Annotated in this window: 15 protein-coding genes and 1 tRNA gene; 12 read left to right on the top strand and 4 right to left on the bottom strand. The window is 71.9% G+C overall.

All coding sequences use genetic code 11. The annotated features are described in order from the left end of the window. Nucleotides 1-167 precede the first annotated feature (167 nt). From ACIQ7M_RS37400 to ACIQ7M_RS37390, 3 genes are all read left to right on the top strand, one after another. Entirely contained in the window at nt 168-2,540 is a 2,373-nt protein-coding gene (locus ACIQ7M_RS37400; RefSeq protein WP_403652708.1) for a thioester reductase domain-containing protein, read from the top strand. Then, the gene (locus tag ACIQ7M_RS37395) at nt 2,537-3,673 is read left to right on the top strand and encodes an alpha/beta hydrolase (RefSeq protein ID WP_403652705.1); all 1,137 of its coding nucleotides are present in this window, start codon (nt 2,537-2,539) and stop codon (nt 3,671-3,673) included. Before ACIQ7M_RS37400 ends, ACIQ7M_RS37395 begins: the two co-directional genes overlap by 4 nt. 61 nt (nt 3,674-3,734) lie before the next feature. Beyond that, nucleotides 3,735-4,514, top strand: coding sequence for an alpha/beta fold hydrolase (locus ACIQ7M_RS37390; protein ID WP_403652702.1), 780 nt, complete (start codon nt 3,735-3,737; stop codon nt 4,512-4,514). Nucleotides 4,515-4,568: 54 nt separating this feature from the next. Here ACIQ7M_RS37390 and ACIQ7M_RS37385 read toward each other — a convergent pair whose 3' ends face one another. Beyond that, entirely contained in the window at nt 4,569-4,958 is a 390-nt protein-coding gene (locus tag ACIQ7M_RS37385) for a hypothetical protein (protein WP_403652699.1), read from the bottom strand. A 188-nt stretch (nt 4,959-5,146) separates the two neighbouring features. Between ACIQ7M_RS37385 and ACIQ7M_RS37380 the strand changes: the two genes are divergently transcribed. The 5 genes from ACIQ7M_RS37380 (at nt 5,147) to ACIQ7M_RS37360 (ending at nt 10,812) form a co-directional block, all read left to right on the top strand. Next, nucleotides 5,147-5,222, top strand: a tRNA-Arg gene (locus tag ACIQ7M_RS37380). Nucleotides 5,223-5,328: 106 nt separating this feature from the next. After that, nucleotides 5,329-6,462: a gala protein gene (locus tag ACIQ7M_RS37375; RefSeq protein ID WP_403652696.1), complete on the top strand. Its 1,134-nt coding sequence runs from the start codon at nt 5,329-5,331 to the stop codon at nt 6,460-6,462. Continuing rightward, complete coding sequence (locus ACIQ7M_RS37370) at nt 6,459-8,402, top strand: ankyrin repeat domain-containing protein (protein WP_403652693.1); 1,944 nt, start codon at nt 6,459-6,461, stop codon at nt 8,400-8,402. The genes ACIQ7M_RS37375 and ACIQ7M_RS37370 overlap by 4 nt, the downstream gene beginning before the upstream one ends. Then, nucleotides 8,399-9,610 (top strand): sigma 54-interacting transcriptional regulator, encoded by a 1,212-nt coding sequence (locus ACIQ7M_RS37365; protein ID WP_403652690.1) that lies wholly within the window; start codon nt 8,399-8,401, stop codon nt 9,608-9,610. The genes ACIQ7M_RS37370 and ACIQ7M_RS37365 overlap by 4 nt, the downstream gene beginning before the upstream one ends. A gap of 41 nt (nt 9,611-9,651) precedes the next feature. Beyond that, nucleotides 9,652-10,812, top strand: a complete 1,161-nt coding sequence (locus ACIQ7M_RS37360) for a VWA-like domain-containing protein (protein ID WP_403652687.1) — start codon at nt 9,652-9,654, stop codon at nt 10,810-10,812. A gap of 17 nt (nt 10,813-10,829) precedes the next feature. Here the strand turns inward: ACIQ7M_RS37360 and ACIQ7M_RS37355 are convergent, their stop codons facing one another. Further along, nucleotides 10,830-12,062: a serine hydrolase domain-containing protein gene (locus tag ACIQ7M_RS37355; RefSeq protein WP_403652684.1), complete on the bottom strand. Its 1,233-nt coding sequence runs from the start codon at nt 12,060-12,062 to the stop codon at nt 10,830-10,832. 232 nt (nt 12,063-12,294) lie between these two features. Between ACIQ7M_RS37355 and ACIQ7M_RS37350 the strand changes: the two genes are divergently transcribed. The 4 genes from ACIQ7M_RS37350 (at nt 12,295) to ACIQ7M_RS37335 (ending at nt 16,050) form a co-directional block, all read left to right on the top strand. Continuing rightward, on the top strand, nt 12,295-12,891 hold the full coding sequence (locus ACIQ7M_RS37350) for a VOC family protein (RefSeq protein ID WP_403652681.1): 597 nt from the start codon (nt 12,295-12,297) through the stop codon (nt 12,889-12,891). A gap of 160 nt (nt 12,892-13,051) precedes the next feature. Next, the gene (locus ACIQ7M_RS37345; protein ID WP_403652678.1) at nt 13,052-13,612 is read left to right on the top strand and encodes a putative immunity protein; all 561 of its coding nucleotides are present in this window, start codon (nt 13,052-13,054) and stop codon (nt 13,610-13,612) included. A 184-nt stretch (nt 13,613-13,796) separates the two neighbouring features. Beyond that, nucleotides 13,797-14,741, top strand: coding sequence for an RNA polymerase sigma-70 factor (locus tag ACIQ7M_RS37340; protein ID WP_403652675.1), 945 nt, complete (start codon nt 13,797-13,799; stop codon nt 14,739-14,741). A 112-nt stretch (nt 14,742-14,853) separates the two neighbouring features. After that, nucleotides 14,854-16,050, top strand: coding sequence for an NAD(P)/FAD-dependent oxidoreductase (locus ACIQ7M_RS37335; protein ID WP_403652672.1), 1,197 nt, complete (start codon nt 14,854-14,856; stop codon nt 16,048-16,050). A gap of 517 nt (nt 16,051-16,567) precedes the next feature. Here the strand turns inward: ACIQ7M_RS37335 and ACIQ7M_RS37330 are convergent. Together ACIQ7M_RS37330 and ACIQ7M_RS37325 are read right to left on the bottom strand one after the other, a co-directional pair. Continuing rightward, entirely contained in the window at nt 16,568-17,176 is a 609-nt protein-coding gene (locus tag ACIQ7M_RS37330) for a superoxide dismutase (RefSeq protein ID WP_403652669.1), read from the bottom strand. 333 nt (nt 17,177-17,509) lie between these two features. Beyond that, nucleotides 17,510-18,145: a TetR family transcriptional regulator gene (locus ACIQ7M_RS37325; protein WP_403652666.1), complete on the bottom strand. Its 636-nt coding sequence runs from the start codon at nt 18,143-18,145 to the stop codon at nt 17,510-17,512. Nucleotides 18,146-18,314 lie beyond the last annotated feature (169 nt).

The following is an 18,314-nucleotide window of genomic DNA, read 5'->3' as shown; positions in this document are numbered from 1 at the left end:
GGAGTGCCGGGGAGGACCCGGAGACGGACACTCGTGGCACACCCGCGCCCGTGACGGACACCGAGTCGCTTGCTGGTGCTGGTGCTGGTGCTGGTGCTGGTGCTGGTGCAGCGGCAGTGGCTGTGGCTGCGGCAGGTGCGGGCGCTGGCGGCGTCTCCGGTACCGCCATGGACCCCTACGCCGGTACCGCCATGGACCGCGACGCCGGTGCTGCGACGGATCGCGACACCGGTACCGCGGTGGATCACGATTCCGGTACCGCGGAGGACCGTACCGCCGACGGCCTGCCCACCCCTGCCACCTCCTCTGCCGCCCCCGTGACCCCCGACGCGGACGGCCTGGCCGCCGTCGTGGCCGCGGCGGCCGCTCGCTTCGTCCCCGGAGGGCACCTCTCGCCCGACACCGACTTCTTCGACGCCGGTGGTACCTCCGTGGGCGCCGTGGAACTCGCCGCGGCGCTGGAGGAAGAGCTGGGCATGGAGGTCGACCTCGACGAGGTGTTCGCCGACGCCCGGCCACGTAGTCTCGCCCGGCGCTGGCTGGCCGCCGCGGGTGCCACAACTGTCGTCGCGGCCCCGAGCGTGCCGGCGGCCCCGGCGGACACACGGACCCCGGCCCGGGCCTCGGCCCCGGTGAGCAACGAGATCGTGGCCGCTCCCAGGGCAACGGTCACGGCTGGGACCAGCGGTGGCGACACGTCGTACGCCACGGCCCGGCCCGAGGACCTCGACCAGATCCTGGCCGACCTCTCCCTCGCCGACCGCCTTCCCTGGACCGGCTCGCCCGAGCCCGCGCCGCCCCGCCGGATCCTGCTCACCGGCGCCACCGGCTTTCTTGGCAGCCATCTGCTCCTCGACCTGCTCAGGCACAGTGACGCACATGTCCACTGCCTCGTGCGCGCGGCCGACGAGGAGACCGCCACGGCGCGTCTCGCGGAGTCGCTGAAGAGCCACCGGCTGCCCTGGTCGGCGGAGATCCGCCGCCGGGTGACGGTGCTCCCCGGCGACATCAGGCGACCGCGGCTCGGCCTGTCCGACGACGTCTGGCACAAGCTCGCCCACGAACTGGACAGCGTCGTCGGCGTGGCGGCGGCAGTGGACTTCCTGCGCGGCTACCAGTCGCTGCGGCAGAGCAACGTCATCGGCGCGCTCACCCTCGCGGAACTGGCCGCGACCGGTCCGCCCAAACCGCTGCACCACATCTCCTCGATCGCGGTCTTCAACGAGGTCGGGATCACCTCCATGGGCGAGGACGACCCGCTCGCCCACGTCGACCGCCTCGTCGCGGGCTACGACCAGACGAAATGGGCCGCCGAGGTCGCCCTGCGGCGGGCCCGCGACCACGGTCTGATCGTCACCGCGATGCGCCCGGGAGGCATCGGAGGCCATACCCGGACGGGCGCGCACAACCCGCAGGACCTCAGCAGCGGCCTCATCGCGGCCTTCGGCCGTTTCCGCACCGTGCCCGCCTTCCACTGTCTGAACGCGGCCCCGGTGGACTGGGTGAGCCGGGTCGCGGCCGCCGTCATCTGTGAACCCGACGCCTGGGGGTTCGACTACAACCTGACCGGCGTGCCCAACACCCTCGACGACGTCGTACGGGACATGGCGTTCGGCGGGATGCATGTGCGCGTACAGGACTGGGACGAGTGGCGCACCGACGTCCTCGCCCGCCTGGAGGCCGAACCGGTTCCCGAACTCGACTTCCTCACAAGGGTGTTGCGAAGTCCCACCGCGCTCAAGCTGTGCGAGGCGACCCTGAAGGGGCCGGCCGCTTCGGGCGAACGAACCGCCGCGCTCGTCGAAGCGCTGGGGTTGAACCCCGCCGCCCGCTACGACGCCCAGGCTCAACTCAGGACGTTCGAAAGCCTCGCCCAGGACGGGCTGGCCCGGCTTCCCCACAAGGACGACCAGCCGTACCTTTGGTTCTCCGAGACGACCGAGGGTGCCGTGGGCCCGGTCGGCGCCGTCACCGACACCCCCTGCTCGATGGCACTCACCCTCTCCATCGCGAGCATGTACCAACTGGTCAAGGAGCGCCGGGTTGACGTGAGCGGCGAGTTGGTGTGCGCCGCGGTCCATCCCGCGCCGTTGCTCGTGGAACGCGGCGACGTCTGGATCCGCCCCGAGGAGGGCATCCCGCAGCGGCACGGGATGCGCCACCAACTCCTGCGCTACCGGCTCACGTTGCGTGACATCGACGGAGGCCGTTGGTGGCTCGAAGGGCACAAGTACGCCCGCGCCCGCCGTGACGTCTGGCGACAGACCCGCGCGCTGAGCGTCGAGATCGGCCGCGAGGGCGAAGCGGCATGCTTCGCGGGCGAGCTCGTCGTACCCGCGGACACGTATGTGCGCGACCAGATCGACGGCATCAAGGTCGACCCGCGACTGACCGGGCGGGAGAAGCGCGCCGCCAAAATGACCTGGCTCGCCTGGTTCGGCATGGAGATGGGCCGCGGCCTGCTCGGCCCCTTCGCCCGCGCCACCGCGGACCTCCTCGACCTGCGCCGCACCCCGACCCCCTCGGAGCGCCACCGATGATCCTCAGAAGCGCCAACTCCCGTACCAGGCCCACGGTCCGGAAGGTCAGGACCGGCACGACCCTGCGCCCGCTGCGCCACCGCCTCGACCCGTCACGCGTCGAGGAGATCCCCTTCCGCGCCGGGGACGGCGTGCGACTCGGTCTCACCCGGATCGACAGCGGGGAGCGGGACCGGCCCGCCGTGCTGCTCCTGCACGGCCACACCGCGTCCGCCGACATGTTCCTGCTCCCGGAGACCCGCAACCTGGTCGACGTCCTGCTCGACGACGGCTACGAGCCCTGGCTGCTCGACTGGCGGGGCAGTTGCCGACTGCCGTACAACGAGACCGGCCAGAGGTACACCTACGACGACGTCGCCCTCCACGACATCCCCGACGCCGTCTCCCGCATCCGCGAACGCATCGGAGACCGGCCGCTGTTCGTGGTCGCCCACTGCATCGGCTCCCTCGCCCTGTCGCTGAGCATGACGGCGGGACTGGTGCCCGGCCTCGCGGGCGTCGTCTCCCAGGGCGTGTTCCTGACGCCCAAGCTCGCGGGACGCACCTCGCTGCGGATGACGCTGGCGGGCGAGCTGCTGAAGAGCCGGATCGACCACATTCCGGTCGACTTCCGCAAGGTCGGCCTCCGGTCGAGGTACACGCCCCTGTTCGCGCTGGCCTCGCGCGGGGCGGCCTGCCCGGACCCGACCTGCCAGATCCTTCACAATTCGGCCTGGGGATCGGGCGCTTCGCTGTTCCTGCACGAGAATCTGTCCGACGCCACCCACGACCGGCTCGCCGAACTCCTCGGTCCCGCGCCGCTGTGGATCCTGCCGCACCTGCGCCGTATCGAGCTGGCCCGCAGCGTCGTCCGCTGGCACGACACCGACCACCGTTACCGGGCACTGCCGCCCAACGCCCTGGACGCGGCCGCCCGCATCGACACCCCCGTGCTGCTGCTCGCCGGAAGCGAGAACGGACTGTGGCTGGACTCCCAGCGGCTCTGCCACGAGGTGCTGGCACACCGCCAACCGCAGCTCGACGTGTCGTACACCGAGATCCCCGGCTACGGCCACCTCGACACGTTCCTGGGCCGGGGCTCCGCACTCGATGTCTTCGGCCACATCCTCGAATTCCTCGGCGAACGACGGTGACGGCGGGCCCCGTCGCCCGTTACCGTACCGACCAGTAACCAGACCGCACCCAGGAGGCCCCATGCCGCAGCTCGAAGTCGACGGCGCCACGCTGACGTACGACGACGAGGGCCCCCGCGACGGCGACGGTGTGCCCCTGGTGTTCATCCACGGCTGGACGGCCAACCGGCACCGCTGGGACCACCAGATGGACCACTTCGCGCAGAAGCGGCGGGTCGTACGACTGGACCTGCGCGGGCACGGGGAGAGCGAGGGGTCGGGGCGGCGGACCGTGGCGGAGCTGGCCGGTGACGTACTCGCCGTCCTCGACCACCTGGAGCTCGACCGGTTCGTCCTCGTCGGCCACTCGATGGGCGGGATGATCGCGCAGACCCTGACGCTCGCCCACCCCGAGCGGGTCGAGCGGCTGGTGCTGGTGAACTCCATCAGCAGGATGACGTACAGCCGGGGGAGGGGCCTGCTGATGGCGGTGTCCACCAAGGTGCCGTTCAAGTTGTTCGTGGCCGCCAACATCCAGCGGGCCTTCGCCCCCGGCTACCCGCGCGAGAAGATCCGCGAGTACATCAGTGCCTCGGCGGACACCCCCCGCGAGGTGGTCATGACCTGCTACGGCGCCATGCGGTCCTTCGACGTCCTCGACCGGCTCGGCGAGATCCGCACTCCCACCCTGCTGATCCACGGCTTCCACGACATCCAGCTGCCCGTCTCCCAGATGCTCCGGATGGCGAAGGCCTACCCGGACGCCGTGGTGCGGATCGTGGACGCCGGCCATGAACTGCCCGTGGAGAAGCCGGCCGAACTCACCGCCGCGCTGGACCGTTTCGTATCCGACAAGGCGTAGTCGAGTGGTTCGGACCCCGTCGACGAGCCGTCGCCGACGGGGCCCGGCGGCCCATCACTTCGACGTCGCGCCCTGACAACTCTCCGAAACCTGCACCACTTCGAAGACCACCGGAAAATCGGTGATCTGCTGGTTCGGACCCGGTTGGGAGCCGCAGATCTTCCACTCCGCCGGGTCGTCCACCGTACGGCCCTGGCCGCTCGCGTCCTTGAACACCATGTCGAGCTTGGCGCCCATCTGCTCGGACGCGCGCCCGGCATTGCCGCCGATGACATCGGGCATGACAGCGGCGACGGGCTGAGGGTTTGCCGATGGACGCTCGACTGTCGCAGGGCCGGTCGTACCGCTCCCCGACGCGTCCGGCACGGCTGACGTCCCGCAGGCGGTGACCGAGGCCAGCAGGCCGATGGCGGGCAGAGCTCTGAGAATGGTGATGACGCGCATGTCATGTTCCCCCGGTCGGACGGCAGTTCCGGAACCCTACTGTGGTGTTCCTGCCAAGGTGCGACCCGGCCGGCAGGTCTGAGGGCGAGCTCCCCGCGCGGTCGGCCCCATGGCCGGGTCGCCCGATCGCCGAATTGGGCCAACTGGGTGGCGAACAAGGATGCGGCAGTGGTTATGATCACCGTGGCAAGGCTGTAGCGCAGAGGTCGTCGCGCCCAAGCATCGAGCTGGAGGACGTCGGTTCGAATCCGGCCGGTCTTGCCACCCTTTTCGTGGAGGAATGTCGATTGGCGTCGGTTCACCCCCGGAGAGCGGAGGGCGATGCCGCTCTCCGCGCGCCGGGCACCGGCGATGGACCGGTGGAGTGGTGATGACGCAGCCGACGCCCGTACGCTGCCCCGCGATCGAGCACCCCGACATCCCGATCAGCGAACCCGCGGCCCTTGAACCGCTGCTCGCCCGGCTGCGGTCCGTCCGGTCGGTCGAGGCCGACGAGACGTTCCGGCTCGGCACCGTGCGCGCCGACGGACGGGTCGACCTGTGCAAGCAGGGACTCGGCGCGGTCGGAGCCGCCCGGCTGATGCCCGTGGCGGCGGCCTCCCCGCACGCCACGCACGTCCTGCTCGGCACCAACGCCATCGGCGACGAGGGAGCCCGCACGGTCGCCGACGCCCTCACGGGCGACCACGGCCTGCACACCCTCTACCTCGGCTGCAACCGCATCGGCCCCGAAGGCGTCGACGCACTCGCCGACGCGCTGACGACGGACGAGACCGTCCACGCCCTGTGGCTCAAGCGCAACCCGGTGGGCGACCACGGCGCCCGCGCACTCGCGGCCATGCTCCGCCACAACACCACGCTGCGCACCCTCGACCTGGTCAACACCGGACTGACCACCGACGGTCTGCGCGCCCTGTGCGAGACGCTCACCGACCGGCCCGGCCCGGTGGAACGCCTTTTCCTCGGCGGCAACGGCCTGACCGCCGAAGCCGCCCCGCTCCTGGCGGAGTTGATCCGTGAGGCGGGCGTGCGCGAGCTGTACCTCCCCGCCAACCACCTCGGAGACGAGGGCGCCGCGATCCTGGCGGCCGCCGCCGACTCCACCCGCCCCGTCCGCCTCGGCCTCGGCGGCAACGGCATCGGCCCCGCCGGTGCCCGGGCCCTCGCCGACTCCCTCGGCGGCATCGAGGCACTCGACCTCGGCCGGCCACTGTCGGAACGCAGCCTCGGCGCCCCCGCCAACACCACCGGCGACGCAGGCGCCCACGCGCTGGCCGCCGCCCTGCCCGGAAGCCCGCTGCGCCGCCTCGAGTTGTGCCACACCGGTCTGACGGGGCGGGGTGCGAAGACCCTGTTGGCGGCCGTCCCCGACAACTCGCCCCTGGAGTACGTCGGCCTTGGCCCCGGACTGCCCCGCAAGGTGAAGCGGTCCTTCACACAGCGCCTGCGGCCCGTCGGCAGGGCGCACCCCGACCTGCGCGCGATAGGGAGCGTCTACCGTTGAGCCCTCGTGGCGAACTCCGCTGCTTCCCCGCGGACGAGGCGTCGAGCCGGCGCCGCATCCGCCGGTACGCGGTGCCCCGCTGGATGATCGAACGCGCCACCGCGGCCCGGCTGGCGGGTGACTGGCGGGGAGCCTGCGCGGCGGCGAACGTCGACGTGGCCTTCACACTGTCCGAGGTGGCCGAGCACCGCGGCGACGACGTCGCCAAGGCCCTGGAGAACGACCTCCGTCACCTGGCCCCCGACCTGCTGCGCTGGCATCTGCCGCGCATACTCGGCGGCCGGACCACGCTCGCCACGGACAAGACGGTCGTCCTGGCGCGCTACGGTCCGAAGGCGGCCGACGAAGACCGCCTGACCGCGCCGTACTTGCACATCACCACGCCCGCGATGGTCGACGGACCACAGCGGATCGCCCTGCGCTTCGGCACGGTCGAGGACGAGCGGGACGGGGGAGTCTTCGGCCCGGGAACCGAGGACTGGCGGCACGCGCGGCACCTGTGGGACGCACGGCACACGGCCGAACTGCTCGAACGCTGCGGCGGCACCGACCGGCCGCCGTTCTTCCGCGCCGACGCCACCCCGCGCGGCACCGATGAGCTGCCCACGGCCGATCCCGGCCCGGGCGATGCGGCGGCGCGGGCCGAATGGGTCACGCTGCTGCACCAGAAGGGCGAGACGCGGGCCGCCCTCGCCGCCGTCGGCATCGAGGCCGACCTGACACCCGTCGAGAAGACGCGCTGGTACCAGGTCGACCTGGAGGAACTCCTCGGCGGGATCGCGCTCGACCACACCCGTCTGGAGCCGGAGATCCGCCGGCAGATCGCCGCGGGCGTCGCCGACCGTTTCGTCATCGCAGCACACTGGCGGACCTACATCCTGCTGGAGCCCGCGGCCGCCGGCGGACTGCTGATGCGAGCCGTCGACCGGGAGGAGGTCAAGGGCGTTCCGCCGCTCGCCGAGGTCCTGTGGCGCAGACTTCCCGACCTCGACCTCATGCGCGCCGGAGGCATCACGCCGGACCATCTTCACCCGCTCGTCCGCGAAGCATTGTTCCCGGCCCTCCCCGCCCCGGCAGCCGCCGGCCCACCGGGGCCGACCCTCCCCGAACCGGTGCGGATCAGGTGCCGCGGGGAATGGCACGAGGTCGCCTTCCGCCCCGGCGGCCTGCTGGCCATGCCGCACACCGACGAGGAGCAGCAGCGCGAACGGGCCCTGCGGGCCTTCGGCGGCGCCGTCGCCGGGTGCTTCGCCATGGAACAGACATGGACCTCCGGAGACGGCCGTTTGCCGAAGGCGTTGCGGACACAGCGCAACGAACTCTTCCTGCGCGCCCAGCACGGTGACACCCCCGGCGTGCTCGAACTCCTCGACGCCGGTGTCGACCCGCGCGTACGGGACCCCAAGGGCCGTAGCCTGCTGCACCTGTTGAACCTCCTCGACCACGAGACGCTCCTGCCGCGACTGCTGGCGGCCGGGCTCGACCTCGAGGCACGTGACCAGCGGGAACGGACACCGCTGTACGTGGCTGCCAACGACCTCGGTTCGAAGGCGCTGGTCAAGGCGTTCGTCGCCGCCGGGGCGCGGCTCGACGCGGTCGACGAGTCCGAACTCTCGCTCGCCCAGATCGTCCGCCGTTACAAGCGGCGCGACCTGGCCTTCCTCCAGAAGCGCGTCCAGGCGGAGCACCCCGGCATCGGTGCCGACTGGTGGGACGAGTGGATGGAGGAGGAGGCGGAGAACTACGCCGACGAGCCCGACGAGCCCGAGGACGACCTCCAACCCGACGGGCAGGGCTCCGGGTTCGAGCCCCGAGCGGCGGACGACGGGCCTGAACCCGGCCAGCCCGCCGACGAGTTCGAGCCCAACCACTTCGAGCCCAGCGAGTTCGAGGCCCCAGACGAGCACGAGCCCGACGACGAGCAGAGGCTGCCCCTTTGAGCACCGACGTGAGCGCCCCCACCGCGCCGGCCGGCCCGCTGGCGGCCGCGGACGACCTCAACCGCAGGCTGCGTACGCACCGCACCGAGCCCGCCGCGAACCCCCAACTGGAAGCACTGGCACTGGCCGTGACGGCCAATCAGCCCGTGCTGCTGTGGGGAGAACCGGGAATCGGCAAGTCGGCCGCCCTGGAACAGCTCGCCGGTGGGCTCGGACTGCCGCTGGAGACCGTCATCGCCAGCGTGCACGAACCCTCCGACTTCGCCGGCCTGCCCATCGTCGGTGACGACCCGGCCGCGACCGGCGTTCCGATGGCCCCGCCGGACTGGGCGGTCCGCCTCGCCAAGGCAGGGCAGGGCCTGCTGTTCTTCGACGAGCTCTCCTCCGCGCCGCCCGCCGTGCAGGCGGCCCTGCTGCGCGTCGTGCTCGAACGACGGGTGGGCAGCCTGGTCCTGCCGGAGGCCGTACGGATCGTCGCCGCCGCCAACCCGCCGTCCAGCGCGGCCGACGGCTGGCACCTCAGCCCCCCGCTCGCCAACCGGTTCGTCCACCTCGACTGGACCCACGACCCCCGGACCGTCGCCCGCGGCATGGCCGGCACCTGGCCCGAGGTCACCGTGCCCGTCGTCGGCGCCGCCAAGGTTCCCGGCGCGGTCGCGCGGGCCCGTGGCGCGATCTCCGGCTTCCTCACGGCGCGGCCCGGCCTCGTCCACCACATCCCCGGCGACGCCGAGAGCCGCGGCCGGTCGTGGCCCTCTCCCCGCACCTGGGAGATGGCACTCAAGCTGCTCGCCACCGGATACGCGGCCGGTGCCGGCCGCGAGGCGCTGGCCGCCGCGCTCACCGGCGCCGTCGGGGACGGCGCGGGCCTCGAACTGCTCTCCTATCTCGAACACCTCGACCTGCCCGACCCCGACCGCGTCCTCGCCGACCCGGAGGCCTTCGCCCTGCCCGACCGCGGAGACCGGCAGCTGGCGTTCCTCATCGCGGTGGTCGCCGCCATCCAGAGCGACCTCACCCGGCCGCGCTGGGAGGCGGGCTGGGTGGTCCTGGCGAAGGCCGTGGACGCGGGCGTACCGGACGTGGCCGCCCGCGCCGCCACCGACCTCGCGATGATGCGGCACCTCGACTGGCCCGTACCGCCCGGCATCGACGGGTTCCTCGACCTGCTGCAGATGTCGGGGGCGCTGCCCGGCGGCGGCCGGTGACGCCCGCGGGGGCCACGGGGGACGCCCGTGGCGCCCTGGACATGACCAAACTGCTCGCCGCCCGCTACCGGGCGGCGAGCGACCGGCCGTATCTGGCGGCCGCGTTGTACTCGCTCACCGTCGTACCGAGCACGCAGGTGCCCACGATGGGAGTGGACCGGCACTGGCGCTGCTATGTGTCCCCCGCCTTCGTCGAGGCGACTCCGGTGCCCGAGCTCGCGGGCGTGTGGGTGCACGAGGTGGCGCACCTGCTGCGCGACCACCACGGCAGGGCGGACCGGCTCCCCGCCGCCGCCCAGCGCGACGGGCACCGCGTCAACGTCGCCCAGGACTGCGAGATCAACGACGATCTGCTCTCCGACGGTCTGCGGTTGCCCGAGGGCCGCATGGAACCCCGCCTGTTCGGCCTTCCCGAGGGCCAAGTGTTCGAGGTGTATCTGGACCGGCTGCCGCCGGAGGTGCGTACGCCGGACTGCGGATCGGGTGCCCACGGCCGCCCCGTGTCCTGGGAGCTGCCGGGAGAGGCCGGGACCGCACGGATCGGGGACATCGAGGCGCAGGCACTGCGCCGGCAGACCGCCGACGCGATGCGCGCCCACCAGCGCGGCCGCGGCAATCTGCCCGGGGGCTGGCAACGCTGGGCCGAGGAGATCCTGGAACCCACGGTGGACTGGCGCCAGGCCTTGTCCGGCGCCGTCCGTGAGGCCGCCGCATGGGCGGGCGGAGCCGTCGACTACACCTATCGCCGCCCGTCGCGCCGCACCCCGGCGCTGCGCGGTGTAGTCCTGCCGAGCCTGCGCCGGCCGTTGCCGAGGGTGGCCGTGGTCATCGACACTTCCGGTTCGATGGGCGACGCCGAACTGGCCGCCGCCCTCGCCGAGGTGACGGGTGTCCTGCGTGAGGTGGGGGTACGGGGCAATCGCGTGACCGTGCTGGCATGCGACGCCGATGTGCAGGCCGTGTCCCGGGTGGTGGCCACCGAACAGATCACCCTCGGCGGCGGTGGCGGCACGGACATGCGCGTCGGCATCGAGGCCGCGCTCGCGACGCCCGACCGCCCGAACATCGTCGTGGTCCTCACCGACGGGCTCACCCCCTGGCCCGACGAGAGCCCGCCCTGCCGCGTCATCGCGGCCCTGATCGGCGCCGCCTCACAGCAGCCCCCGAGCTGGGTGGAGACGGTACGCATTCCCACCGCCTGAGCCCCTGAGCCGTCCGGTCAGCCGAAGTCGGGGATCGGGTGCTCGGGAGCCAGGGCCGCGGCGATGCGCTGGGTGATCGTGTGGGCGGTGTGGCCGTCCGGGGTGTCGGGTCCCTGCGTCGTCGAGACGGCGATGGCCAGGCGCTGGGACGGCAGGTACGCCAGGGAGGCGGAGTAGCCGAAGAACAGAGGGTGTTGAGACACCCAGTCGCCCAGGACGAGCAGGCCCATGCCGTAGTGGGTGGCCTCGGTCTGGGCGATGCAGACCGTCGCGGGGCATTTGGCGGTGGGTGTGCCGAGACCGACCGTCCCCGGGTTCAGCAGCTCCCGGTAGGCGGAGGCGGAGAGCAGTTCGCCCGAGCCGATGCCGGACGCCGAGCGGGCCAGGTCGCAGATGTCGGTGGTCTCCACCGCGCCGGGGGCCGTGGTCCATGAGGGGTTCCAGAAGCTGGACTCCTCGTACGTGCCCCGGTCGGAGGTGAAGGCGTGCAGGACGGGCGAGGGAATGTCGGGCGTGAAGCTGTTGCGGGTCTCGTGCAGTCCGAGCGGGTCCAGCACCTCTCGCTGGAGCAGGACGTCCAGCCGTGTCCCGGTGATCTTCTCCAGGGCGGCACCCAGGAGAACGAAGTTGGCGTGCGAATAGCTCCAGTTGGTGCCCGGCGCGTACCAGCGCGGCAGGCCCGTGGAGATGGCCACCAGCTCCTTCGCCGTCCACTGGCGGAACGGGTTCGCGTACACCGTCTCGCCGAAACCGGGCGCGGTGACGTAGTCGACGAGACCCGTGGTGGAGGCGCCGAGCATCCGCAGGGTGATGTGCCTGCCGTCCGCGAGGCCGGGCAGCCAGCGCGCGACGGGGTCGTCGAGGCCGACCTTCCCCTGATCGACCAGCCGCAGGAGCGCGGTACCCATGTAGCTGATCGCCACGTTGCCGTTGCGGAAGTGCAGGGCGGGGTCGGCCGGGACCCCGGTCATCGACTCACCGAGCGCGGTGGTGGCGATCTCCCGGCCGTCGAGGGTGACCCGCAAGGTCACCGACTTGAGGCCCATTTCCTTCTTGGCCTGCTCCGCGACCCGCAGGATGTCGCGCGCCCGACCATGGTCGGGAATCCGGGAACCGGTGCAGGGCCGGCGGTGGCCACCGCCGCCCGCCGCGCTGCCGGCGGCCACGGCCGGTGTGCTCAGGGCGACGAGAGCGGTGAGTGCGGCGGCGACGACGAGACGCGACCGCGTCTGGGACCGGGCAGATTTCATGGCCGGAGTATCGGCCGGGCCCGCCACGTGGACGGCGACGCCGGCACCGACCCGCATGAAGATCACCCGTCAGGCTCGTGGGCTGGCCTCAGGACGCGAGCCTGGCTTGTGCGGATCAGCGCGGTGCCCACCTGCAAGGCACCGAACCACGGTGCGCCAACAGGCGCGGCGTGACGGCCGACAATGGCGGAGACAGTGACGGGCTGACCGGGTCGAAGGGTTGGGGGAACGGATGCTGACGGGGATCGTGATCGATGCGCTCGACGTCGCCCGCATGGAGCGCTTCTGGCTTGACGCGGTGAAGGGTCGCACGGGTGGTCTGGAGCTGCGCTTCGTGCCGACCTCGAAGCCGAAGCCCGCGTCGCACAAGAATCGGCTCCACCTCGATCTGGCCGGGGGCCCTGACTGGGAAGCCGAGGTGGAACGCCTGGTCGCACTCGGTGCGCAGCGGATCGACATCGGCCAGGGGGACGTCCCGTGGGACGTGCTGGCCGATCCGGAGGGAAACGAATTCTGCGTGCTGCGGCCAGGACACCCCGGGGTGCTCGCCGACTCCGGCCTCGTCGCGATCTGCCTCGACGTCGGCGAGAACGACCGCCACGCTCAGTCGGCCTTCTGGCGGTCCCGGGCGGACTGGCACGTGGTCGAGCACCATGATTGGGGCATCCGGCTGCGCCACAAGCCCTCCAGCACGGTCTCGCTGGTGATGGGGCCGCCCGCGGCGCCGAAGGCGGGGCGGAACAGGCTGCGCCTGGAGGTCACCGAACGCGAAGGGGAACCCGGCGAGTTCCTCGACGCGGGCGGGAACGAGTTTCACGTCACGCACTGACCCCTGGCCGCCCGTTCAGCCCTGACTACCCCCTGCCGCGCGGCACCCATGAACGGGCACCTCTCATGCCCCTCCGGGTGAACGCCTCCGACCGCCACGCCGGTCCGAGGCCGGCCGTTCCGGTTCCCGGCAGTCCGGCGCGATGGGCGAGGATGGAGGGGTGTCAGGGGACGAGGGCGAGATCGCTCTGAACAAGCAGGACCTTCGTGAGGTCACCGCCTTCGCCGCGGCGTGCGCGGACGTGGTGTTGGAGGTGTTCGAGACCGACCAGCCCGACGACTCCCGGCCTCGGGACGCCGTCGGCGCCGCGTGGGACTTCGCTCGGGGCGGCGAGCGGGGGAAATCTCTGCGCGACACCGCGTGGGCGGCCCTCAAGGCGGCGGGTTGCGCGGACACCGAGGCCGCGCGCGAGGCCGCCCGGGCGGCGATGGCCGCGGCGGGTGCCGCCTACCTGCATCCGCTGGCCAAGGCGACCCAGGTCAAGCACATTCTCGGAGCGGCCGCTCACGCCGCCAGGGCGGCCGAACTGGCCGCCGGCGACGAGCCGGGCACGGAGCCGGGCACGGGTGCGGAACACGTCCGGCGGGCGGTGCGTCGTGCGACCCCGGGCGTCGTGGAGGTACTCAAACGGTTCCCGGCGGCACCGGAGCGCGGTGGACGGGTCGGTGAACTGATGCGCATGCTGGACGCCGACCTTCGTTCGGTCACCCTGACTGACTAGCGTCCATCGCTGCCGCTGCCGCTGCCGCTGCCGCTGCCCTTCCCGGTCCCGGTCCCGGTCCCCGTGCCCGTCCGTCCGCTCGGCGTAGGGCTCGTTCCGCCAACGCGCTCGTAGGACGTGCTCCTTGCCGGACGGAGGGCCGGGCCGCCTGCCGTTCCGGCGCGAGGGCGCCTAAGATCGCGGCATGGCCCTGAGCATGAGTGACGTGGACCGGTTCGAGGCGGCCAGGCCCCGGCTGGAGGCCATCGCCTACCGGCTGCTCGGCTCGGCGAGCGAGGCCGAGGACGCCGTGCAGGAGACGTTCCTGCGCTGGCAGGCGGCCGACATCGGCCGCATCGAGGTGCCGGAGGCCTGGCTGACCAAGGTCCTCACCAACTTCTGCCTCAACCAGCTCACTTCGGCCCGCGCGCGCCGCGAGACGTACGTGGGACGGTGGCTCCCCGAGCCGCTGCTCACGGGGGACGCGATGCTCGGCCCCGCCGACACCGCCGAGCAGCGCGAGTCCGTCTCGTACGCCGTCCTCGTCCTGCTGGAGCGCCTGTCTCCCAAGGAACGGGCGGTGTACGTGCTGCGGGAGGCCTTCGACTACCCGCACCGGGAGATCGCCGAGATCCTGGACATCACCGAGGCGGCCGGCCAGCAGGTCTACCACCGGGCCAAGAAGCACGTCGCCGAGGGCAAGGCGCGTACCGAGGTCGACGAGGCCGCCGCCCGGCAGATCGTGGAGGAGTTCCTCGCGGCGGCGACCAGCGGCCGCACCGAACCCCTCGTCCGCCTGCTCACCCAGGACGCCATCTCGGTCGGCGACGGCGGAGGCAAGATCCCGGCTCGCGCGAAGGCGTTCGAGGGCGCCCACGCGGTCGCCACCTTCCTGCGCGGTCTGTTCAAGCCCAGCGACGCCAAGCGCAAGTACATCGGCGGCGCGCCCGACATGTACGCCACAACCGCCAACGGCGGGCCCGCGATCGTCGCCGTCGTGGACGGCAGGGTTGTCGGCATCACCTGCCTGGAGGTCACCGCGGACGGCATCGTGGCGGTCCTGAGCCAGGTCAACCCCGACAAGCTCGTCCGCGCGACCAGGCAGTGGGGCTCCATGGACCACGGGGAGGGCCCGCTCTACACCCTCTGACACGATGTGGCGCAGGTCACATTTCGATCCTGTCAGGAATCGCCGGGCTACCCGGTTCAAGGGGCGAGACCACGCCGGACAACGGCGGACCCGCCCAGACAGGAGCACGGACATGCTGCACCGCATCGTCGTCCTCGGAGCCGGATACACCGGAGCCGTCGCCGCCGGCCGCCTCGCCAAGAGGCTGCACCGCGAGGACGTCACCATCACCCTGGTCAACCCCGAGCCCGACTTCGTCGAGCGCGTCCGGATGCATCAGCTCGCCACGGGCCAGGACCTCAAGGCCCGGCCGTTCGGCGAGATGTTCGCCGGTACGGGCGTGGAGCTGAGGCTCGCGAGCGTCACCGCCGTGGACGTGGACCGCAGGACGGTCTCCCTCACCGGTGCCGACGGCCCGGCCGAGCTCGCGTACGACACCCTGGTCTACGCCCTCGGCAGCGGCTGGAACGACGGAGACGTCCCCGGCGTGGCCGAACACGCCGACCAGGTGGCGAGCCGCCCGGGCGCCCACCGTCTCCGCGAACGTCTTGACGCCCTTGACGCGGGCAAGCCCGTGGTCGTCGTGGGCGGCGGCCTGACCGGTGTGGAGGCCGCGACCGAGATCGCCGAGGCCCGCCCGGACCTCAGTGTCTCCCTGGCCTCCCACGGCGCCCTCGGCGACTGGCTCTCGGCGAAGGGCCGTGCCCACCTGCGGAAGGTGACCGACCGGCTCGGCATCGAGGTCCACGAGCATGCGACGGTCACCGCCGTGACGGCGGACGGTGTGACGACCGCCGACGGCCGGACCCTCCCCGCCACGGTCACCGTCTGGACCACCGGCTTCGCCGTCCACCCGATCGCCCGGGCCACCGCCCTGGAGGTCACCGAGCGCGGCCAGATCGTGGTCGACGGCACCATGCGCTCGGTCTCCCACCCGGATGTCTACGCCGTGGGCGACGCCGCGATGGCCATCGGACCCGAGGACAAGCCCCTGCGCATGTCCTGCGCCTCGGGCGTCCCCATGGCCTGGCAGGCCGCCGACGCCATCGCCGCCCGGCTCGCAGGCATCAAGATCCCGCACGTCTCGATCCGCTACTTCCAGCAGTGCGTCTCCCTCGGCCGGAAGGAGGGCCTGATCCAGTTCGTCACGGCCGACGACCAGGCGGTCGAGCGCGCGCTGACGGGCCGCACGGCCGCTCTCTACAAGGAGCTGATCTGCAAGGGCGCGGCCTGGGGCGTCGCCAACCCGACGGTGGGCCTGCCGTCACGGCGCCGTCGGGTCGTACGACAGGAGGCCCAGGACCCGGCCCGCGCTGAGGCGACTGCCTGACCCGCCCCCGGCCGACCGGCCGAAGCCCCGGGCCGAAATCCCGGGGCTCGGATGGCCCGGCTCCCTCACCCGTCGGAATGGGGAGCCCCTCAGTTCTTACGTGCTGTCACCAGGGCGAAGGAGACCAACTCCCCGCCGTCCCTTGTCGGCATGTCGATGAGGGGCTGGTTCGCGCTCCGGCCGTCCGGATGGTGTCCGGCCCCGGCCCGAGCCCACAACAGCCAGTCCCGCCAGGCGTCTTGCTGCATTCGCGCGGACGTGACCTCCACCAGTTCGGTGATCTCCCACTGAAAGCTGCCTTGACCCAGGAGGTCCGTGAACTCGGGGTGATCCCGCCCCACATCAAGGAAGTGGTCGGCTGGGAGGCGATCGCCTGGCACACCGCGGACTGGTGGCCGGGCCGGGGCGCAACCCGATTCCACGGCGGTCGATCTACGACGCGAACCGGATCGGGCCGGGAGGCGCGGGGGGCCGCCCGGCCCGGTGGTGCCGGTGGTGGTTTCGCCGGTGGTGTGGGTCAGTTGTCGCTTGCCCTGGTGAACCGGGCCGTCACGTCCTCCCAGTTGACCAGGTCCCACAGCTTGGTGACGTAGTCGGGGCGGACGTTCTTGTACTGGAGGTAGTACGCGTGTTCCCAGGCGTCGAAGACGAGCAACGGGGTGCTCCCCTGGCCGACGTTGCCGTGGTGGTCGTAGACCTGCTCCACGATCAGGCGCCTGCCGAGGGGTTCCCAGGCGAGGACACCCCAGCCGGAACCCTGGACGCTGCTGGTGGCGATGGTGAGCTGCTTCTTGAACTGCTCGAAGCCGCCCAGGTGTTCGTCGATGGCGTCGGCGAGGGCGCCTTCCGGTCGGTCGCCGCCGTCGGGGGAGAGGTTCTGCCAGAAGATCGAGTGCAGGACGTGGCCGGAGAGGTTGAAGGCGAAGGTCTTCTCCAGCCCGACCAGCGAGGCGGGCGTCATCCGGTCCTTGTCGCGGATCTCGGCGATCTGCTCCAGGGTGTCGTTGGCTCCCTTGACGTAGGCGGCGTGGTGCCTGGCGTGGTGAAGCTCCAGGATCTCTCCGGTGATGGCCGGCTCCAGCGCGGCGTAGTCGTAGGGCAGGTCGGGAAGCGCGTAGGTGCCCATCGGGCAGGTCCCCTTTCCGGGTGAGTGATCGTCCCGGGACACCCTATGCCTTTATTGCGAACAACTTGCAACAGCGAGATATATGCAGCAACATGGTGAGTGGCGGGGTCGGCCCGTCAGTCCTCGGTGTCCGAGCGTCGTTCCGTCCGTCCGGCGCGTCCTTCCCGAAGAGTGATCGTCTTCTCACCCGGCACCCGCCGGTCCCGGCCGGCCCCGCTCAGACACGCGACGACCTCGCGCGCCGAGACCGGGGCATCGCCGCGGTGCGCCACGCGGGACGAATTGGGGGAGGCTTCTGGTCGGCGTCCGGCCCGATGGACGGCCGCGTGCCGGTCAGTCCTGCTCCGGCACCCCGAGGATCGTGCACACGGTCCGTGCGACGTGGAGCGGAGTCGACCCTGGGTCGTGGGCGGGCAGCAGCATGTGACTGACGGTGAGGCGTACGGCCAGATCCGCGGCGGTCGCACGACGGTCCTCGGCGGCTTGCGGGACTTCTTCGCCGAGCCACGCGCAGAGCAGTCCTCGCGTGCTGGAGAAGACGGGCTCAGGTCTGCTGGTCAGAAAGGGCAGCAGGGCGTCGGTGCCCCCGCGCGTGGCGTTCAGTACGGCACCGACGAACGGGTTGACCTCCGCCTGCTCCAGGGCGTGGGCCACGGCCGCCTCCAGCGCGGAGGCGGGACGGCCGCGGTGGCCGTCCAGAACTGCGGCGAGGCCGATGAGGAACTCGTCCGTCTCGCGCTCCACCAGGGCGCGGCCGATCCCGGCGCGGTCCCCGAATTCCTTGTAGATCGAAGGGCGCGACACGTCGGCCCGCAGGGCGAGGTCGGCCACCCGGACGCGGTCCCAGCCGCTTTCGGCGGCGAGCGACCGGGCCTCGATGATGACCCGCTCGCGCATCTCCTTGCGCCAAGCCACGCGGGGCGGATCCGGCCGGAGTCGGGGCGTCGCGGAGGCGTGGCCGTCAGGCATGGCCGCAGTGTGCCATGAGGAGCGCGCTTCCGCCGGTCCCGCCCGGGAGTCAGCGGAAGCGCGCTTGGTGACGAGCCTGCCACCCTCGGTGCGCTGCGACAAAGGGGGCTGTGTGTAAACGTTCTGATGGGGCTTCAGGTGAGAGTGTGTCGTTGGGTCGTTGTGCGAC

The organism is Streptomyces sp. NPDC096324 (assembly GCF_044763015.1).
In the GTDB taxonomy this organism is placed as follows: domain Bacteria; phylum Actinomycetota; class Actinomycetes; order Streptomycetales; family Streptomycetaceae; genus Streptomyces.
This window is presented reverse-complemented; position numbering and strand designations above follow the sequence as displayed.

Bases quoted from the DNA above. Each gene is read 5' to 3' on its own strand.
- ACIQ7M_RS37375 (WP_403652696.1), top strand. From the start codon at position 5,329: ATGACGCAGCCGACGCCCGTACGCTGCCCCGCGATCGAGCACCCCGAC.
- ACIQ7M_RS37355 (WP_403652684.1), bottom strand. From the start codon at position 12,062: ATGAAATCTGCCCGGTCCCAGACGCGGTCGCGTCTCGTCGTCGCCGCC.
- ACIQ7M_RS37390 (WP_403652702.1), top strand. From the start codon at position 3,735: ATGCCGCAGCTCGAAGTCGACGGCGCCACGCTGACGTACGACGACGAG.
- ACIQ7M_RS37400 (WP_403652708.1), top strand. From the start codon at position 168: ATGGACCCCTACGCCGGTACCGCCATGGACCGCGACGCCGGTGCTGCG.
- ACIQ7M_RS37395 (WP_403652705.1), top strand. From the start codon at position 2,537: ATGATCCTCAGAAGCGCCAACTCCCGTACCAGGCCCACGGTCCGGAAG.
- ACIQ7M_RS37360 (WP_403652687.1), top strand. From the start codon at position 9,652: ATGACCAAACTGCTCGCCGCCCGCTACCGGGCGGCGAGCGACCGGCCG.
- ACIQ7M_RS37325 (WP_403652666.1), bottom strand. From the start codon at position 18,145: ATGCCTGACGGCCACGCCTCCGCGACGCCCCGACTCCGGCCGGATCCG.
- ACIQ7M_RS37330 (WP_403652669.1), bottom strand. From the start codon at position 17,176: ATGGGCACCTACGCGCTTCCCGACCTGCCCTACGACTACGCCGCGCTG.
- ACIQ7M_RS37335 (WP_403652672.1), top strand. From the start codon at position 14,854: ATGCTGCACCGCATCGTCGTCCTCGGAGCCGGATACACCGGAGCCGTC.
- ACIQ7M_RS37385 (WP_403652699.1), bottom strand. From the start codon at position 4,958: ATGCGCGTCATCACCATTCTCAGAGCTCTGCCCGCCATCGGCCTGCTG.
- ACIQ7M_RS37340 (WP_403652675.1), top strand. From the start codon at position 13,797: ATGGCCCTGAGCATGAGTGACGTGGACCGGTTCGAGGCGGCCAGGCCC.
- ACIQ7M_RS37350 (WP_403652681.1), top strand. From the start codon at position 12,295: ATGCTGACGGGGATCGTGATCGATGCGCTCGACGTCGCCCGCATGGAG.